Origin of the sequence: Bacillus sp. FSL P4-0290, assembly GCF_037975435.1 — a bacterium.
Lineage (GTDB): Bacteria > Bacillota > Bacilli > Bacillales > Bacillaceae > Bacillus > Bacillus subtilis.
Map to the genome: position 1 here is coordinate 1,609,355 of NZ_CP150253.1, position 17,341 is coordinate 1,626,695.

23 protein-coding genes and 2 pseudogenes are annotated in these 17,341 nt (G+C 37.6%); 20 read left to right on the plus strand and 5 right to left on the minus strand.

Annotation, left to right across the window (positions count from 1 at the left end; all coding sequences use genetic code 11):
* Window positions 1-49: 49 nt before the first annotated feature.
* Complete coding sequence (locus tag MKY10_RS08475) at window positions 50-826, plus strand: sulfite exporter TauE/SafE family protein (RefSeq protein WP_048655091.1); 777 nt, start codon at window positions 50-52, stop codon at window positions 824-826.
* Between the two features lie 777 nt (window positions 827-1,603).
* On the plus strand, window positions 1,604-2,701 hold the full coding sequence (locus MKY10_RS08480) for a glycosyl hydrolase (RefSeq protein ID WP_061891050.1): 1,098 nt from the start codon (window positions 1,604-1,606) through the stop codon (window positions 2,699-2,701).
* A gap of 524 nt (window positions 2,702-3,225) precedes the next feature.
* Here the strand turns inward: MKY10_RS08480 and MKY10_RS08485 are convergent.
* Window positions 3,226-4,569, minus strand: a pseudogene (locus MKY10_RS08485) (MATE family efflux transporter).
* Window positions 4,570-4,699: 130 nt separating this feature from the next.
* On the opposite strand from MKY10_RS08485, the gene MKY10_RS08490 reads away from it, so the two are divergent.
* Window positions 4,700-5,380: a TetR/AcrR family transcriptional regulator C-terminal domain-containing protein gene (locus tag MKY10_RS08490; protein WP_015714344.1), complete on the plus strand. Its 681-nt coding sequence runs from the start codon at window positions 4,700-4,702 to the stop codon at window positions 5,378-5,380.
* Between the two features lie 568 nt (window positions 5,381-5,948).
* Here MKY10_RS08490 and MKY10_RS08495 read toward each other — a convergent pair.
* Together MKY10_RS08495 and MKY10_RS08500 are read right to left on the minus strand one after the other, a co-directional pair.
* A pseudogene (locus tag MKY10_RS08495) lies at window positions 5,949-6,341 on the minus strand (sigma-70 family RNA polymerase sigma factor); the annotation flags it as partial.
* 5 nt (window positions 6,342-6,346) lie between these two features.
* A complete protein-coding gene (locus MKY10_RS08500; RefSeq protein ID WP_015714342.1) occupies window positions 6,347-6,865 on the minus strand; it encodes an ImmA/IrrE family metallo-endopeptidase in 519 nt (172 codons plus the stop codon).
* 268 nt (window positions 6,866-7,133) lie between these two features.
* On the opposite strand from MKY10_RS08500, the gene MKY10_RS08505 reads away from it, so the two are divergent.
* Window positions 7,134-7,670, plus strand: coding sequence for an AAA family ATPase (locus MKY10_RS08505; RefSeq protein WP_309520477.1), 537 nt, complete (start codon window positions 7,134-7,136; stop codon window positions 7,668-7,670).
* A 355-nt stretch (window positions 7,671-8,025) separates the two neighbouring features.
* Complete coding sequence (locus tag MKY10_RS08510) at window positions 8,026-8,193, plus strand: hypothetical protein (protein ID WP_003229900.1); 168 nt, start codon at window positions 8,026-8,028, stop codon at window positions 8,191-8,193.
* 266 nt (window positions 8,194-8,459) lie between these two features.
* Here MKY10_RS08510 and sknR read toward each other — a convergent pair whose 3' ends face one another.
* Window positions 8,460-8,810 (minus strand): transcriptional regulator SknR, encoded by a 351-nt coding sequence (gene sknR, locus MKY10_RS08515; protein WP_004398704.1) that lies wholly within the window; start codon window positions 8,808-8,810, stop codon window positions 8,460-8,462.
* Window positions 8,811-8,986: 176 nt separating this feature from the next.
* On the opposite strand from sknR, the gene MKY10_RS08520 reads away from it, so the two are divergent.
* From MKY10_RS08520 to MKY10_RS08580, 13 genes are all read left to right on the plus strand, one after another.
* Window positions 8,987-9,217 (plus strand): helix-turn-helix transcriptional regulator, encoded by a 231-nt coding sequence (locus MKY10_RS08520; RefSeq protein ID WP_004398958.1) that lies wholly within the window; start codon window positions 8,987-8,989, stop codon window positions 9,215-9,217.
* A 29-nt stretch (window positions 9,218-9,246) separates the two neighbouring features.
* Window positions 9,247-9,387 carry a hypothetical protein gene (locus MKY10_RS08525; RefSeq protein WP_003229902.1) on the plus strand — a complete coding sequence of 47 codons (141 nt, stop codon included), beginning with the start codon at window positions 9,247-9,249 and terminating at the stop codon, window positions 9,385-9,387.
* A gap of 73 nt (window positions 9,388-9,460) precedes the next feature.
* Window positions 9,461-10,030 carry a helix-turn-helix transcriptional regulator gene (locus tag MKY10_RS08530; RefSeq protein WP_004398626.1) on the plus strand — a complete coding sequence of 190 codons (570 nt, stop codon included), beginning with the start codon at window positions 9,461-9,463 and terminating at the stop codon, window positions 10,028-10,030.
* Window positions 10,027-10,284: a YqaH family protein gene (locus MKY10_RS08535; RefSeq protein WP_003245994.1), complete on the plus strand. Its 258-nt coding sequence runs from the start codon at window positions 10,027-10,029 to the stop codon at window positions 10,282-10,284. The genes MKY10_RS08530 and MKY10_RS08535 overlap by 4 nt, the downstream gene beginning before the upstream one ends.
* Complete coding sequence (locus tag MKY10_RS08540) at window positions 10,281-10,454, plus strand: hypothetical protein (RefSeq protein ID WP_119123069.1); 174 nt, start codon at window positions 10,281-10,283, stop codon at window positions 10,452-10,454. The genes MKY10_RS08535 and MKY10_RS08540 overlap by 4 nt, the downstream gene beginning before the upstream one ends.
* Window positions 10,414-10,608, plus strand: a complete 195-nt coding sequence (locus MKY10_RS08545) for a hypothetical protein (protein ID WP_003229905.1) — start codon at window positions 10,414-10,416, stop codon at window positions 10,606-10,608. Before MKY10_RS08540 ends, MKY10_RS08545 begins: the two co-directional genes overlap by 41 nt.
* A gap of 105 nt (window positions 10,609-10,713) precedes the next feature.
* Window positions 10,714-11,673, plus strand: coding sequence for a YqaJ viral recombinase family protein (locus MKY10_RS08550; RefSeq protein ID WP_004398673.1), 960 nt, complete (start codon window positions 10,714-10,716; stop codon window positions 11,671-11,673).
* A gap of 2 nt (window positions 11,674-11,675) precedes the next feature.
* The gene (locus MKY10_RS08555) at window positions 11,676-12,530 is read left to right on the plus strand and encodes a recombinase RecT (RefSeq protein ID WP_003229907.1); all 855 of its coding nucleotides are present in this window, start codon (window positions 11,676-11,678) and stop codon (window positions 12,528-12,530) included.
* Window positions 12,531-12,605: 75 nt separating this feature from the next.
* Window positions 12,606-13,283, plus strand: a complete 678-nt coding sequence (locus MKY10_RS08560) for a DnaD domain protein (protein ID WP_116362964.1) — start codon at window positions 12,606-12,608, stop codon at window positions 13,281-13,283.
* Window positions 13,165-14,106: an ATP-binding protein gene (locus MKY10_RS08565; RefSeq protein ID WP_075058863.1), complete on the plus strand. Its 942-nt coding sequence runs from the start codon at window positions 13,165-13,167 to the stop codon at window positions 14,104-14,106. Before MKY10_RS08560 ends, MKY10_RS08565 begins: the two co-directional genes overlap by 119 nt.
* Entirely contained in the window at window positions 14,097-14,246 is a 150-nt protein-coding gene (locus tag MKY10_RS08570; protein WP_003229910.1) for a hypothetical protein, read from the plus strand. Before MKY10_RS08565 ends, MKY10_RS08570 begins: the two co-directional genes overlap by 10 nt.
* Window positions 14,247-14,341: 95 nt before the next feature.
* The gene (locus MKY10_RS08575; RefSeq protein WP_009967809.1) at window positions 14,342-14,770 is read left to right on the plus strand and encodes a RusA family crossover junction endodeoxyribonuclease; all 429 of its coding nucleotides are present in this window, start codon (window positions 14,342-14,344) and stop codon (window positions 14,768-14,770) included.
* 81 nt (window positions 14,771-14,851) lie between these two features.
* The gene (locus tag MKY10_RS08580) at window positions 14,852-15,058 is read left to right on the plus strand and encodes an XtrA/YqaO family protein (protein ID WP_003229912.1); all 207 of its coding nucleotides are present in this window, start codon (window positions 14,852-14,854) and stop codon (window positions 15,056-15,058) included.
* 73 nt (window positions 15,059-15,131) lie between these two features.
* On the opposite strand, the gene MKY10_RS08585 is transcribed toward MKY10_RS08580, so the two are convergent.
* On the minus strand, window positions 15,132-16,061 hold the full coding sequence (locus MKY10_RS08585) for a hypothetical protein (RefSeq protein WP_003229913.1): 930 nt from the start codon (window positions 16,059-16,061) through the stop codon (window positions 15,132-15,134).
* A gap of 197 nt (window positions 16,062-16,258) precedes the next feature.
* On the opposite strand from MKY10_RS08585, the gene MKY10_RS08590 reads away from it, so the two are divergent.
* Both MKY10_RS08590 and MKY10_RS08595 read left to right on the plus strand, forming a co-directional pair.
* The gene (locus MKY10_RS08590) at window positions 16,259-16,714 is read left to right on the plus strand and encodes a hypothetical protein (protein ID WP_004398775.1); all 456 of its coding nucleotides are present in this window, start codon (window positions 16,259-16,261) and stop codon (window positions 16,712-16,714) included.
* Between the two features lie 143 nt (window positions 16,715-16,857).
* Complete coding sequence (locus MKY10_RS08595; RefSeq protein ID WP_004398685.1) at window positions 16,858-17,322, plus strand: hypothetical protein; 465 nt, start codon at window positions 16,858-16,860, stop codon at window positions 17,320-17,322.
* The last annotated feature ends 19 nt before the right edge of the window (window positions 17,323-17,341 follow it).

The following is a 17,341-nucleotide window of genomic DNA, read 5'->3' on the forward strand; positions in this document are numbered from 1 at the left end:
GGGTATCGAATAAAAAGATACCCTTTTCCTTTGAAAGGAGGAAACCAAAGTGGATATTGCCTTTATCACAACTCTTTTCATTATAGGGTTTATTGGTGCCTTTATTTCCGGAATGATTGGTATTGGCGGAGCAGTTATTAATTATCCAATGCTATTGTACATTCCTTCTTTAGTGGGAGTGATGTCATTAACTGCCCATGAAGTTTCAGGGATAGGGGCTATTCAAGTTTTCTTTGCGACACTCGGCGGTGTTTGGGCTTATCGTAAGAGTGGTCTTCTAAATAAAGCATTAATTATTTACATGGGAAGCAGCATCCTTTTAGGGAGTGTATTGGGGAGTTACTTTTCTCATTACATATCTGAAAAAGGAATTAACTTTATATACGGAATTCTGGCTATTTTAGCAGTTATTTTAATGTTGATACCTAAAAAAGGACAAGAACATAGCGAAGACAAAGAAGTGATATTTAATAAATGGTTGGCTTCGTCCCTAGCGTTAATCATAGGTGGTGTATCAGGTATTTTAGGAGCTGGCGGCGCCTTTATCCTGGTCCCCATTATGTTATCGATTTTAAATATTCCTGTTAGAATCACAGTCGCTTCATCTCTTGCGATTACATTTCTTTCATCTATTGGCGCAACAGTTGGAAAAGTAATCACGGGCCAGGTTCTTTTTGTACCAGCTCTGGTTCTTATGATTGCTAGTTTCATTGCTTCTCCTATTGGTGCATCAGTTGGGCAAAAAGTAAATACAAAATTCCTGCAATGGATTTTAGCGCTATTAATAAGTGCGACAGCCATTAAAATTTGGTTAGAGCTCCTTTGATATAAGTCAGCGGGTAAATGAAAGATTAACAGGTTGATACGGCTGAAGTTTTTGAAAATCAAATGAATATGAAACATCAATTGAGGGTTTTTTATTGAATGGTTTAAAACTATGAGTCAGAGAGAGAAAAAGGCAATAGGGCACTGCAAATTAAAATTCTCAGTAGATCAAAATAACTTTTGGATTGGTATTAGAATCTTGATTATATGCTGCGGAGAAAGTGACGGGTTGGAACTGCTGTTAAGGAAAACATCAGATTATGAAAAACCAAGAAGAAAGAAACTAAGTTAGAGGAGTAAACCATACGTTTGCTCCTCTTTTTCTGTTTATAAAGGACTTTGTACCAAAAGTAACGTTGGCTGCTATGAATAGGGATCAAAATGATTTGTTTTTTGATTATTTTTTAAAATAATTTAATAGGATAAAAAAGAGAGTGAAAATCATCCACCACTTAAATATCGAAAATAATTCGACTTAATGAAATAGGTAATAAGGTTTAAATGCAAAAGGAAAAGTTTGCTTTGTAGTCTGTGAGGCATACAGTAAAAAATAGGTGAAACGTCTGATGAAAGAAGATATTTTTCGGTTTAATATAATTAATGCCCAAAAAATGGATATTTACAATGGGTAAATGCAAATATCTCTAAGGAAGGTCTCTCTTATTTTAAATATGAAAGGGGATGAAAAAGCGTAAATGACTTAATAGATTCTGTGCTTTATAAATCTTTAACAGAATAAATGATTAAAATAATAAAAAGTAGAAGACGGAGAATATATATGTATAAAAAAATTGGTGTTTTTATATTACTATCTTTCATAATCGTTTCATCTTTTTCACAGTCGGCTCTTGCTCATACAGTTTACCCTGTGAATCCTAATGCACAGGCAACAACGAAAGAGTTGATGAATTGGCTGGCTCATCTGCCAAACCGATCTGAAAATCGCATACTGTCAGGTGCATTCGGCGGATTCACAAATGCTTCGTTTTCCATGAAAGAAGCCAACCAAATTAAGAATGCTACAGGCCAGCTACCCGCAATTTATGGTTGTGACTATTCCAGTGGATGGTTGGAGAAGCCCTATATTTCTGATATTACTGAGACGATCGACTATAGTTGCAACAGTGACTTAATCTCATATTGGAAAAGTGGTGGAATACCACAGATTAGCTTACATCTAGCTAATCCTGCATCCAGTACTTTTGGGAAAAATGCTTCCCATATTTCAAACAGTGAGTATGAAAAGATCTTAGACTCATCAACTACAGAGGGCAAGCGGTTAGAGGCTGTTCTGAGCAAAGTTGCAGATGGCCTTGATCAGTTAAAAAATGAAGGTGTTCCTGTTCTATTCAGGCCTCTTCATGAAATGAATGGAGAATGGTTTTGGTGGGGACTAACCGAATATAACAAAAAAGACAGCCAGCGCTTCTCACTTTATAAACAACTGTATCAAAAAATCTATCATTATATGACTGATACAAGAGGTTTGGACAACCTGATATGGGTTTACTCACCGGACGCCAATCGAGACTTTAAGACTGACTTTTATCCTGGATCTTCATATGTTGATATTGTTGGATTAGATGCGTATTTCTCAGATGATTTTACAATTCAAGGATATGATGAGTTAACAGCTCTTAATAAGCCATTTGCGTTCACAGAAATCGGCACACAAAAACAAGATGGTAATTTGGATTATGCTGTGTTTCTTAATACAGTCAAACAAAAATATCCGAAAACCGTGTACTTTCTAACTTGGGATGAGGTTCACAGCCCTTCGGTTAATAAAGGTGGGTCTAATTTTTATAATGACAGCTGGACCCTTAATAAGGGAGAGGTATGGGCAGGTAGTTCACTTACACCAATAGTTGAATAACTGAAATGACAAAGGACATAATGAGTAAACAATTTCTTCATGTGGTTTAGTAAGACTAGCTGAATTTCTTACAGAAAAATTCATCTCATCATAGAAGAAATGGACGTTATAGGTTTCCAAAGAAGATACTAGACGTTGTGCAAAGAAAAACGTTAAGACGCAGACATAGGTTTGCTCCTCTTTTTCTGTCCATGAAAAGAGGAGTGGTGACTTTTGCGTAAATCGCAATTTGTGTAAATATCATTATTGTTTTTGATGATTCTAATCGTGTATTTAAAAGGAAGAGAGTAAAAAAGCCCGACGTTTACTGTTTTGAGCTCACCATTTTTTAATATATAAGCTTCATAATCAATGATAGTGAGCGGAATAACTCGTGCGGGTTCAATTCTTCTAAACCACATTAATAATAAAGGGGGAGGATTTGAGAAGGGGATAGTTTAGCCGATTATGAGGGCTAAACTATCTTTTTTTACATATTTGATTAGTTTACAATACGGATTTAAATGTCATATGTTTACTAGCACTTAACTATTCAATTCAGGCTGCAATTTGTTCCTCAAAGCATAAAGCATGATGGCACCTACAAGGAATGCGACTGTATCTGCAATGACAAGTGACCAAACCACCCCATGAAAGCCGTTCACCTGATTGGCGATGAACAATACAGGAATCAGAGTAATTCCTTGAATAAATGACATAACAAAAGCGGCCGTTCCTTGCGCGGTAGCTTGGAAGATACCAGTAAATAATGAGGACATCCCTGTAATAAATATGGATAAAAACGTAACATGTAGAATGTAGCTGCCTATTTTAATTAATTGCGGGTCATTTGTAAATAAACCTATTAGATGGTCGGAAATTAAATAGACGATAACGCCAAACATTACTACTAGCGTCACAATCGCTTTTAATGTAAATCCAATGGTATTTTTCATGCGTAATTTATCCGCTGTAAAAGAGAATGCAATTTACGGTACAACCCCTTCACATAGTCCCATCAAAATAAATTCAGGAAATTGAAATAAGCGGGATGAAATTCCGTATGCAGCAACGGCTTTGTCCCCATATTCGACAAGAAAATGATTAAAGATAAGAGACATTGCCCCCGAAAAAATACTCATAATAAAGACCGGAATGCCGATTTTTAATACATTGCTCAGAATATCCAGGCCAACCTTGAACCACTTTACGGAGACAGTTAAGAACTGGCTCTTATATCCCATGTGGAAGGCATAGAATGAACTCGCAGCCAAGTTGGAAATGACGGTAGCAGACGCAACTCCGATTACACCCCAATGGCATACGAAGATGACTAACACATCAAGCATAATATTTACAACAACACTGAGAATCATACCGGTCATCGACGTGATTGCTGAACCCTCTGAGCGCACGATATTCTCCAGCGTGAAAAATAATACGACGAAAGGTGAACCAATAAGCATAACCATGACATAGTCCTTCGTGAAGCCGAAGGAGTCAGATGTTGCCCCCAGGCCATGAACAATTGGATCGATTAAAGGGAGACCCACTGCCATCACAATAAGACCAAGAAATAAACTGCTGTAAAAGGCAAATGAGGATACATGCTTTACATCATCATATTTTTTCTCCCCGAGCAAACGGGAGATGAATGTACCGCTGCCCATGCCAATCAAGTTGCCTAGCGCCATAATGATTGCAAATAACGGCAAGGTTAATGCGAGTGCGGTTAATATGGCGGTATTGTGGAGTGTACCAAGGAAAAAGGCATTTAGAATGGAATATATGACACTCATTGATGTACCTAGCATCATCGGTATAGCGAAGTGAGCAACAGCTTTTGCGATCGGTGCTTTTTCAAAATAATAGAGGTTTTCTGTATCCATTATATTTCACTTCTTTCTTGTTTATATTTAATCTAACACTGTTAGTTTGAATCTTACAGTGTTAGATGGTATCATCATTTTATAAACCTGTAAAGAAAAACTTACACTGTTAGATAAAAGGACGGATAATATGAAAAAGCAACAGCCTCAGATTTCAGAGGAAAAGATTTTAGAAACCTCGTGGGAACTTCTTGGGGAGGGAGGCATCGAAACATTCAGCATGAGACGATTGGCCAACAGGCTAGGGATTCAGGCTCCCTCTCTGTACTGGTATTTCAAGAGCAAACAGAAGCTTTACCAGCGTCTGGCTAACCAAGTATCGAAAATGATTCTGGAGGAGTTCCACTCCGAGGGAGACTGGAAGGAGCAGCTGATGGGGCTTGCGATAACGGTACGGAACGTGCTCAGCCGATATCCTTGCTCTACGCAGCTCATGATGATGACGCTGCCCCATGAACCGGACATCATCCGATTCACGAACCGAATGTTACTCTGCGTGGAATCAACACCACTTAAGCAAGAGCAGAAAATGCAAGTGGTTACTACGCTTGTAAACTATGTCTTCTACTTCGTTTTAGACGATTATCAGCATGAGCGCAATGTCACTGCTATCCTAAAGGACCAAGAAGAGCATCCGGGGGAGGAGATGATACGCCTTCTTGATTCCATGAGCGAGACAGATGCGGGATTATTCCGGAGGATGTTTACGAACGGGCTGTTTGAGTTGATGGGGACTGACAGAGCATTTGAGTTTGGCTTGAAACTGATTTTATATGGGATTGAGAGGGTGATAAAGGAACAGGAGAGGTAATAATTAAACTGCCCGCCATCGGATGGGCAGTTTTAATGAGATTTTCTCGTCCCTCTATATGTGTCACCGTACTGGAGGAGCACTTATTAGGGATTGGAGTCAACAGAAGAGATTGTGAAGAATTGTACTTAAACGATCAGTGATTAATTGAAGAAGAAATAAAATGAGTAGTTCTTTAAAACGAACTGCTGCTAACCAATGTTTTTTAACTGATTCTTCATATTCATTAAAAGTCCTCTCATTGTGATAGTCATATATGTAAGGGTATCGACAGCATAGATGAGGCCTCTATAAAGAAAGCAGTGACTAGGAATGTACTGAAGTATACCGATCTAAGGATTTTCTCAGGAGAGCTTTTAGAACGTCCGGCTTAGAATCGCTTGATGGAGGGAAGTAACTCCCCATAAGAGAAGCCATCTGCTATGATCCAGACGCTTTTCTCGAAGAGTTTATCAGTGATGACAAAACTGATTTTCATCACTCTTTTATATATTTTTTCTCTATTTTCTTTTTAAAAAACTTTAATGAAATAGAGAAAGCCGGAATATGAGATCCGGCTTCTTCTGCATTATTTCCCCTTCGCCTTCTTCCGCTTTTCCTTCTCTGCCCGATAAAACTCATGAAACATCTTCATCAGCGCCCGTTTTTCAATCCGCGATACATAGCTGCGTGAGATACCGAGTTCTTTGGCAATCTCTCGCTGCGTTTTTTCCTTCTTCAAATCAAGTCCAAACCGCCCGACAATCACTTCCTTCTCACGGTCATCTAAAATGTCAATGTATTGTTTCACTTTTTCAAGCTCCATATTGAGCTGGATCGTATCTATCACGTCTTCGTTTTCTGATTTCAAAACGTCAATCAGGCTTATTTCATTCCCTTCCTTATCCTGCCCGATCGGATCGTGAAGGGAGACGTCTTTTTTTGTTTTTTTCAATGCGCGCAAATGCATGAGGATTTCATTATTAATTACAAAAGGGGGGTGCACAGATTTCCCGTAACTGTTTGATTAAATAAAGGTTGAGTCAGCTTCCTGTAATAAATGCTCAAACGTTTCTTCGCAAACGAAGGGGATACCTTAAATAACCAAGCTATATTTTCAATTGCATGTGATTGTATGTACGAAAGATTAATATTACGCAACATGAAAGTTGGAATGCAAAAGTGATATGTAAAATAATTGGACTGCCACTCTAAATAATCTGTCCAAGTTGCAGGCATTGTTTTTTTATCGCCTTCATGTCTATATATATGGCAAAATTCATGAGCGAAATCATACCATTGTTCAGTTCGGCTTTTTCGGCTGTCCAAGCATATATTATAAATCCCGCTGTGTTTAAGTGCGAAGCTTGTAACAGGTTTAAACGAAAGCCTGATATCTAAAGCCTCGGCAATCCGTTCAAAATTAATTTGTTCTGGTTCTGTAATATCAATCTTCTTGTATAAGTTTTCAATCCAATCCTCTAAATGACTGTTTGTATACCTCAAGATGAAAAACCTCCTTAAAGACGACAATCTAAAAATTGGATTCGTTTAAATATTATATGGAAATCAAGACTTTTTTCATAGGAAAATGCGTCTAAGGAGATGGAATATGAATCCGTTTAATAATGACTGTTTTCGTAAGTATTATGATTTTAACACGCATCTGGATTTCCCTCGAAAAGTAAAGGTCTTTTAGGGATTTATGTCAAAATAATAGTAAGTACGTTATGCAACAAACAGGGAGTTTGGTTGCTTAATAAGGAGGGGAAGTATGAAAAAAAATATTCACATATTGGGAGCCTCTGGTGTCGGAACTTCAACATTGGGTGCTGCATTATCAAAGCGTTTGCCTCATACGCATCTTGATACTGATAATTACTATTGGTTAGACAAATTCACTAAAAAAAGAGAAATTCCTGAAAGAAGAAAGTTGCTTGAAAAAGACTTAACAATCAATGAAAAATGGATTCTTTCTGGTGCAGTGTGTGGCTGGGGCGATAATCTAAAAAGTTATTTTGACCTTGTCGTCTTCTTATGGATTCCACAAGATATACGGCTTGAGAGACTAAGGCACAGGGAATTTCAGCGTTATGGAAACGAAGTGTTAGCCGGTGGCAGTAAATATGAACAATCAAAAACATTTTTAGAGTGGGCTTCTTTATATGATAATGCTGGAATGGAAGTTAGAAGTAGAGCTTTGCATGAACATTGGATGGCAGATTTATCTTGTCCAGTGTTAAAGATTGAAGACGACTGCTCAGTCAATGAAAGAGTTGACCGTGTCTTGGATTATCTGATTTCTAATTAAACTAACGGATAGCAATAGCTGCATCAGAAAATAAATCCAAAAATCAAAGACAGTTCCAGTATGGCATTTAATGAGCTGTTTTTTTAATACCGCTATCAATTTGCCTACTATTTTTGGTAGCATCCCCACAACAGAGAAGAGATTGTTCTTCATAAGGAAGTTTTTGGATCAGTTGCAGGAAATGGAACCTCAACGATTAGATACATCCTAAAACCTGTCCAGCTAGTGCTTATGTTGGTTACCATTGAGTGAAAAGCACTTGCCGATCCTTTTTTGTTGGTGTAATCATTAGTGAATTATTACAATTGCAAATGATAGGGGCAAGGGAATAAATGGACTTCAAAGGAGTTTAATCATGAAAAATAATGATAAGAAGAAAGAGGTTCAAAGAAAATACAGAGAAGAGATTAAAAAAAAGAAACAAAAGAATGAAGATAATAAAAATTTTATTAAAGAAACAATTATTGTTGTTACGATAATTGTATTGTTTATTTTTTTCACATACACTTTGCAAGGTTTTTAACAAGAAGCCCTCTTTTCCCATTTCGATACTCTGCAATTTCCCTCACAATAAACGCTCAATTTTTTTACATGAGAATATAAAAGAAACATAAATGAAAATATAAATGAGAAAAACAACAAAAACCCTTGTCACGTAAGGGTTTGTAAAGGATTCAAAATCACTTTTTAAATGAGGGTATGAATGAAATATAAATGAGAATCTAAATCTTATTAGTAAACAGAATTAAACATAATAAACAGAAATAAATAATAATAAACTAACTGCGTTTATTTATCTGATTTCCGTCTTTCTTTTAATTGCTCCGTTATAATCTCCAAAGCAGCCTGTAAGATCTCATCTGTTACCTCACCGTCTTTTGCTGCAAGGAATGTTTCAGGATCGTTTAACACTTTTTTTGCTTCATCCTGAAATACTTTTTCATTGCTTTCTCCTTTAAGAAGATAATCCAAAGAAACATCAAGTATGTTTGAAATATTAATTAAGGTTTTATAGTCAGGCTCACGACTACCTAGTTCATAGGCGGTGTAGGCAGGCCGAGTAATTCCAAGTTTATCAGCCATATTTTGTTGGGTTAGTTTCTTTTGTTTTCTGCACTTTTTCAAGTTCTCGGAGAACATATTAATCACCTGACTTTTGTTTTTATTCTATATCTCATTGTAACGTAACAAAGGGTTACATATAAGTTTTGGTAACAAAACGATACTTTTTTTATGAAAATGTGTTGACAATGTAACGAATCGATACTATTATCTAAGTAACGAAACGTTACATTTTCTGATTAAGGGGGTGAAAAATGATGAGAAAATGGCTTAAGAAAAACCGCTTAGAAAAAGGGTTTACTCAAGAAGAAGTTGCCAAAGCTGCACAGATTGGTAGAGCATACTACACCATGATAGAAAATGGTACTAGGAAGCCTAGTGTTATTGTCTCAAAAAAAATAGGAGAGAAATTAGGCTTTGACTGGACTATTTTTTTTGAGGATGTATGTAACGAAACGAAACATAATTCTAAGGATTCAGCATGATTAGAATTCACAAAGGAGGCCTTTTAATTATGAAAGTCATCTTGAAAAAAGGACCACTGTTTGAACAGGCAGAGGCCAAAGCCTACAAATACCTCAGTGGCATACTTGTTCAGCGTATGAATGAACACCAAGAGAAGCTTGCGCAAAAAAATAAAAAGGAATCAGCCTAAGTCATTTATAAACAGCATGGTCTTTCAACTTCAATTTTAAAACTAAAAACCTAATATAACAGGAGGCAAACATATGGAGAACAACCCATACAATATGCGTAATTTACCGCAGATTATGCGTAGTGCCCGTAAGGCTGCAGGTCTTTCACAATACCAAATCGGCAAGTTAATCGGAGGTAAGGATCAAAGGTATGTTTCAGATGTTGAAAATGGACTTGCCAAGCTTACTCCAGAGTTATGTATTAAATGGTTTGAGAAGTGCGCTGCCTATGAACATATTGATCTTGTACATTACTTATTCAAACTTCATCCTACAGCCGCTGCTCCTATTGATCCGGCACTCAATGAATGTGCAAGTAATGCGGTGATTAATATGGTTCACCAATTGGAGGAAGCACTGCAAGCAACCAAACATTTAGCCCGTTGGCTCACGGATAACCGACCAGGTAAAACAGAGGAGCTGCCGATGGCCGATATTAAGCAGATTTTTGATTTGATTGCGGCTAACAAAACATTGATTTATTCACTTGTTCGTACTCACGGGTTGAAAATGCAGGAACTTGCAGATAGATGGACGCGGAAAGCTCTAGTTGATCAAGTTGCTATGGCAAAACAAGAAGGAAGGCAGGCGGTTTCAGTATGAATACTAATCATTTCTTGAAGGCAGATGTTCCTATCGCAAAAAGAAAAATCGAATCAGCAGAAGAGCTATCAATCATGCTGTCAGAGGCATTACGTGATGGTGATTATGAAGAAGCGATTAGTCTTGCTGGAAGCATCAAGGTTCTTACTGAGGATATTAGCCGGCTTGCAAACAAAGGACGCCTTTATGAAACGGCATTGAAAATGCAACAGCAAGGTATCAACTTAACTGTAGTGAGCAGGTGTATAGGATGATGGTTCATTTTGTTCATAAACCGGCAACTGCTCTGGAAGTTCGTAAATGGTGTGTGATGATTCGTAACAATAGTGAATTCCATCTGTTATGGGATAGACGTGCAGACAAATTCAGAGAGGAGAATAAGAATGGTCGAAAATCCAATGGTCATAAACAACTGGCACGATAAGCTGACTGAAACGGATGTACAAATAGATTTTTACGGTGATGAAGTAACACCAGTTGATGATTATGTAATTGATGGCGGCGAAATCATTCTCAGAGAGAACTTGGAAAGGTATCTAAGGGAGCAACTTGGTTTTGAATTTAAAAACGCGCAATAAAAAAGCCCACTCGGCAAAGTGGACTTCTTTAAAGGCTATCTAAAAAAACTCATGTGCAAATATTTTATCAGATAGCCTCAATAAAAACAATGGGGGTTAGGTGGAATGACAAGCAAACGGGCTGAGGTTCTTGCTAAGAATTCTGAAATGAGCCGTGATGAATGGCTTATTGAAAGAAGAAAAGGAATTGGCGGCTCAGATGCATCCATTATCTTGGGGCTGAACAAGTGGAAGACACCTTTTGAATTATGGTTAGACAAAACAGGACAGGTCCCTGTTAGTGAATCGCAAAGTGAAGCTGCTTACTTTGGATCATTGCTAGAAGATATTGTTGCAAAAGAATTTGAGATACGTAGTGGCAAGAAGGTTAGACGTAAAAAAGCAATACTCAGACATCCAGAATATAATTTCATTTTGGCTAATGTTGATCGAATGATCGTTGGTGAAAAAGCGATCCTTGAATGTAAAACAACATCAGCCTACAACTTAAAAGAATGGGAGGACGAAGAAATCCCCGAGAGCTATATCGTTCAGGTCCAGCATTATCTGGGTGTGCTTGGACCTGAATATCGGAAAGCTTATTTTGCTGTGCTGATTGGCGGGAACAAATTTGTCTGGAAAGAGATTGAGCGAGACGACGAGTTAATTGACATGATCTTTAAAGCAGAGATTGAGTTCTGGAATGACAAGGTCTTAGGTGGACAAGCTCCTGCTTTAGATGGTTCAAGTGCTGCGGAGGAATACCTCAAAAAACGATATGCCGAAACGGAAAATAACAAAGCTATTGATTTAACTGCGGCTAATCGAGAACGTATTCAACAATACTTGCTTATTAAAGAACAGATCTCAGAGCTTCAAAGCCAGGCAAAAGAATTAGAGAACCAAATCAAACATGAAATGAAGGATGCAGAGTATGGGTTTATCGGTAACTATCAAGCTTGCTGGAAGCCTGTTGTCTCAAATCGAATTGACACGAAAAAGCTCAAAGACCAGTTTCCGGATGTATACGAGAAAGTTAAAAAGGAAACTCATTTCAGACGTTTTGGAATCAAGGAGGTTAGCTGATTATGGCTACTAATCAATCAATTAAAAACAACATCCAAAAGAAACAAAAAAACGTACCTGTGCAACAACAAGGAGCAACAATGAAAGGGCTACTTTCCTCACCATCTGTTATTAAACGATTTGAGGAAGTGTTAGGGAAGAGGGCTACACAGTTTACTGCTTCTATCTTAAGCCTTTATAACAGCGAGCAGATGCTACAGAAAACAGATCCTATGAGCGTCATATCCTCAGCAATGGTGGCAGCTACACTCGATTTACCTATAGATAAAAACTTAGGGTATGCCTGGATTGTTCCTTACGGAGGTAAGGCTCAATTTCAGCTTGGATACAAAGGATATATCCAGCTAGCCTTACGAACAGGCCAATATAAATCCATCAATTGCATACCGATTCATGAAGGCGAATTGCAGAAGTGGAATCCGTTGACTGAGGAGATCGAGATTGATTTTGAAAAACGAGAATCAGACGCGGTAATTGGTTATGCAGCTTATTTTGAGTTGATAAATGGCTTCCGAAAAACAGTGTACTGGACAAAGGCACAAGTAGAGAAGCACAAAAAGAAATTCAGTAAGTCTGATTTTGGATGGAAAAATGACTGGGATGCGATGGCTCTTAAGACTGTATTAAAAGCAGTTTTGAGCAAGTGGGGGATTCTCTCTGTTGAAATGCAAAAAGCAGTTATTGAGGAAGATGAAACAAGGGAACGGATTGACATTACCAATGAGGCAGACAGTTCAGAAATTATCGATTCCGAGCCTTCAAACAAAGATGAAACGGAAAAACCAAGCGCCCAAGAAACCGATCCTTTTGACGGCAAGCCTGTAGATATAAAAGACGATGAACTTCCGTTTGATTGAGCCGGCATCTCTGACATAACTGCACTCTGTGAAAGGAAGTAGGTGATTGACTTGGACATAAAAGCAATGGGGTATGTGGTCATACCCCGACTACCATTCAAAGAGTTTAGGGATGAAAAAATTTATGATCACTTGTTCAAAAGAGCTGAATACAGGCCAAATCAAGAGCTAGAACTTGGGCAGACCATTATCAAAGTTGTGGAACTAGCAAAAGATTTTAACTGGTCAGCTGCACAGATCAAATACTCACTAGACCGAATGGAGAAACAGGGATATATCAAATTGCACCGTCTTCCACAAAAAAGAGGGTTCATCGTCACCATACTTCATTATGCAGACTACATACAACTAGGAAATTACATGAAGAACAAAGCTTTGGAACCAGCTCAGATTGAACATCAGGAGGTCGATGACAAAATGAAAAATGCCTTTGAGCTATATGAAAACAAAGTTGCTCGGTCAGTCGGCCCGATGGAGGCACAGCGGATCGGCTACATGGTCGACGATTATGGTGAGGAAAAAGTGATGGAGGCTATCAAGACAGCGTTTCAATTAAAGGGGAAAGCTGCAAGTTTGTCATATGTTCAAGCCATCTTATCAAATCCATTCACTCAAAAGAGAAAGGAGAAACAATATGGCTATAAACAAAGCAGTCAGTATAGACACCGCATTTCAAACGATCATGCAGGAACTTCGGGAAAGGTCAGCCCGCTTTTTGGGAACAAAACAGGCCGTATCAGAAGAAAAGGCTGAATTTGATTGTCCTTATTGTAAGGATCGTGGAATTGTCGTTTATCGAGTCCATAAGGACACTTCTTGGCATTTAGATGAACAGTTAGACCTTATGGTTCCGGACGATATGGTGTCGGAAGATGATTTTCTGTTAGGTAAGGTTTGTACGCCGGATAAAGCTAGCGAATGGAAAGATACTTATTCAAAACAGTGTGAATGTGTAAGACGAAAGAAAATTGCCAGACTCATGGCAGCTAGTGGCATTACAGAAGAGTTTGAAAAGCTTCTCTTTGGTAACTTCATAACGGACGGTAAGCCAGACATGATCAAGGACGCTTATGAGTGTGCAGTGGAATACTATAAAGATTTTCAAAAGATCAAAGGAGAAAGGCAAAACAGTATCGCATTACTTGGACAGCCAGGTAGCGGTAAAACTCATTTGCTCACGGCGATTATGAATAATCTGATCAAGAAAAAATCAGTACACTGCATGTATTTCCCTTATGTAGAGGGCATGGGTGATTTGAAAGCTAACTTTGATAACTTAGAAGCAAAACTCGATGCCATGAGAAAGGTCGAAGTTCTATTCATTGATGATTTATTTAAACCAATAAACGGTCAACCAAGGGCAACAGACTGGCAGGTTGAACAAATCCAGTCAGTCTTGAACTACCGGTATTTAAATCACAAACCTTTGCTGATTTCTTCGGAGTTAACAATCGATGAGATTTTGGATATAGACGAGGCTCTTGGTTCACGAATTCACCAGATGTGCCGTGATTACATAGTGATTATTAGAGGCGATCGAATGCAATTAAATCATAGGTTAGGTGATTGGGAATGAAAAAGAAAACGAATATAAAAGCAACTGGTGGACTTTATATATTTGGCCCTTCAAATCGAAATGAAGGTAAAGATCTTACACCAACAATCCGTTTACTTGAGGAAAAAATAAAGCAAATGGAGCGGATGCTGAGTGCTTAAAGCAGTCGTGTCTCTGCTGATAATTTTACTTTCTGCACCGAGAATAGAAAAAGAAATTAAGTTATGGGAACAGCTTGACGGGAGGTAAAGAACAGTTGGATTGCATTAAGTTCACTGTTTATGGTGAGCCAGTCGCACAAGGAAGGCCGCGTGGATCAATACGAAATGGGAAGGTGCATATGCGTGATCCAGCGAAATCAAAGTATTTCAAACAGTATGTGGCATTGGTTGCGTCTCAGCATCGACCAGAAACAATTATTACTGGTCCTGTCTCAATGGATGTCAAAGTGTACAGACCAATGCCTAAGTCAGTTTCAAACTCAAAAAAGAAGAAAGAGAAAGCTGAAAAGGGCCTTCTGCGGCCGACTACAAAGCCCGACGTTGATAATTATGTAAAGGGCGTGAAAGATGCTTTGAATCATCTGATATACAAAGATGATAGTCAGGTTGTGGATTTGAAAGTCAGTAAGTTTTATAGCGAAGAGCCAAGGGTGGAAGTCATGATAAGAGAGGTTTCTGCCTAAAAATAAAAAACACCGAAGCGCTTAGCCTCAGTGTTCTTGATATGAACTGGTACTTCTATCATAACATAGGGGGCGCTTTGAGTGTACAATCCAAGAGAAATAAACATCAAAAAAGACTTCACTATTCAGCAGAAAATTGACCCAGGAAAAGTTCAGATCATTGTTTTAGATGGGAATCAGGGAACTGCACATGTTTTAGATGCTCCGGAGCACGGCAAAACAGTGATTCAAACTGTAAAGGGCAGCTTTGCAAGGGTTGATCATGAGATAGGGTTTAAGGTGAAATGAGAAGAAGATATAATACTTTATAAAAAGGTAAACAAGAAGGAGGATATCTCCTCCTTCGGCTTGGATGTGCAGGTTATTCCTGTTCAGGTAAATTGTCAGCTAATGTTTCTAATAATTGTTGAGGCTCTTCTAAATTCTTTTGGGGTTCAGGAAAGGCTTCAACTGTTTCAGAAGGTGCATCTAAAGATGGGTGGAATTGGGTACCTTCATGGAGTAATTCTGCAAAGATTTTAACCGATTGTTTTATATGTCCTATTGATTCTGTTGAATAATTTGCTCCTTCAGTAACATTTTTTATTTCGGCATCTGTTATTGTGTCAATACCCTTTTCAATTCCATCTAGCAAAGCTTTGGAAGTTTCGACTTGTAGCTTTAATTGCTCATTTTGAAGAGCTAGCTTTTCGATGTTTGCCTTAGTAATGAGTAATTCTTGAGATCGCTTTGAAATGTTTATAGCTGCATCTATAAGTTGTCCAACAAATATTACTGCAGCTGAACTGTTTACTAAGATGTCAATCCACATTGAACCTGTGTCAAAACCCTGTAATTTATAATGTCCATTAATTTCCTCAAGGGTAATACCATTCTGAAATGCATTATTTAATTTTTTGATGAATTTTTCTAGTTCTTCTAATGAGTTGTATTGAGGGAGTTTTACGCTAATTACGTTCTCATTTTGATCAGAAACTGACTGATCAATTAAAATTCCAAAACCACGTAATTTTTCTTTTACAATTTTTATATGATTAGTAATTTGATTAGCGATGTGATTATCCACTTCAATCTTATCTTCAGGTACACGTGAATAATATATACTTCCTAGATCTTTAAATCTCTCAATATCATCATCTAAAAAACCAAGTTTAGACAACTCGTTAATTGCATCTAAAGACTTTTGTAAATTAAGAACAGTCTTTCTGTTGCTGTGCGGTACGTGCGAAACACTAACTCCAATTTGTTTATTATAATTGTCGAGTAAATTTTTTATTTCTCTAACTCTCATATAACAACCTCCACTACTTTATAATAAAATTTTACCATATTTAAGGAGGGAGTTGAATTTTTTTCCTTAGGTAATGTGAATTCATTAAAGCATAAAATATCCAGTTAGTCCAAGACGGAAAGCCTGCGGACACTGAACTTACAGTATTACGCTGTATGTTTGGTGTCCGTTTTTATTTTGAAAAGGAGGATACTTTCATGAATCGAAAAGAAATTGAAAATCTAATCAATAGCTATCACTGGATGGTGAAAGAGGTTCGTCGATTGCAAAGGGTACTCTATGGTTCAGTAATTCCCATGAAGAATTGGGGTGTTGCTCAATATGGATTAGAAGCTACTATGCCAAAAGGAAGTCCTGGGAAGAGTCAGGCTGAGCTAAGGCAAATGGATATGAGAGAGGAACGTCTTTTCAAACGTCTTAAGTATTATGAAGAGCGAGTATATGCAGTTGAATTAGGGGCTGAAAAGATCCATGGTGAGCAGCATAAAGTCATTTATGATTGCATGATGGAGGGTATGAGCTACCGCGCAATAAGTCTTCACCTTGGCATTTCAAGGGAAACTGTACGCAAAATGAAAGATGAGTTCATCAGCCAATTATGCCAAGATTGCCACTTTGAGCGTTTGTTGAATCTGAAAAAATCTGTAGTGTAAAATGGGAGGCAGGTCGGCGCGGCGAATTATTCCTGCGTCACCACTAAATTTAGGTTTTATACAACAGTTTCGTTCGACAAATTTTGCGAATAGTACCTGTATCGCTCTCTTTTGCCGATAATTAGTAAAAGGAGGGGATGAAATTGATTCAAATAGATTTTGGTACAGTCATTACTAGTGCTATAACAGCAGTTTTTTTTACAGGTGGAACTAATTATGTTTTACAAAAGAAGAATAGAAAAGGAAATGAAATTTTCACAAAAGGCTATATACTAATTGATGAGATTTATAATATTAACAATAAAAGAATTGAAACCGCTGCTGCCTTTGTACCGTTCTATAATCACCCAGAAGGATACTTAGAAAAATTACATACTGATTATTTTAAAGAGCTATCGGCATTTGAACTGATTGTTAAGAAATTTTCAATACTCTTTGATAAAGAACTGAATATCAAGTTACAGGAATATATAAATTATTTAAGAGAAGTTGAAGTGGCATTAAGAGGTTTTATGAACGATGATCCAATAATTGAGGTGAACTTCAATCAAGAATATATTGAGCGGTTGATTGATGAAATAACTAATTTAATAAAAAAACATATTTAAGCTTCTTTTGAGGAGCTTT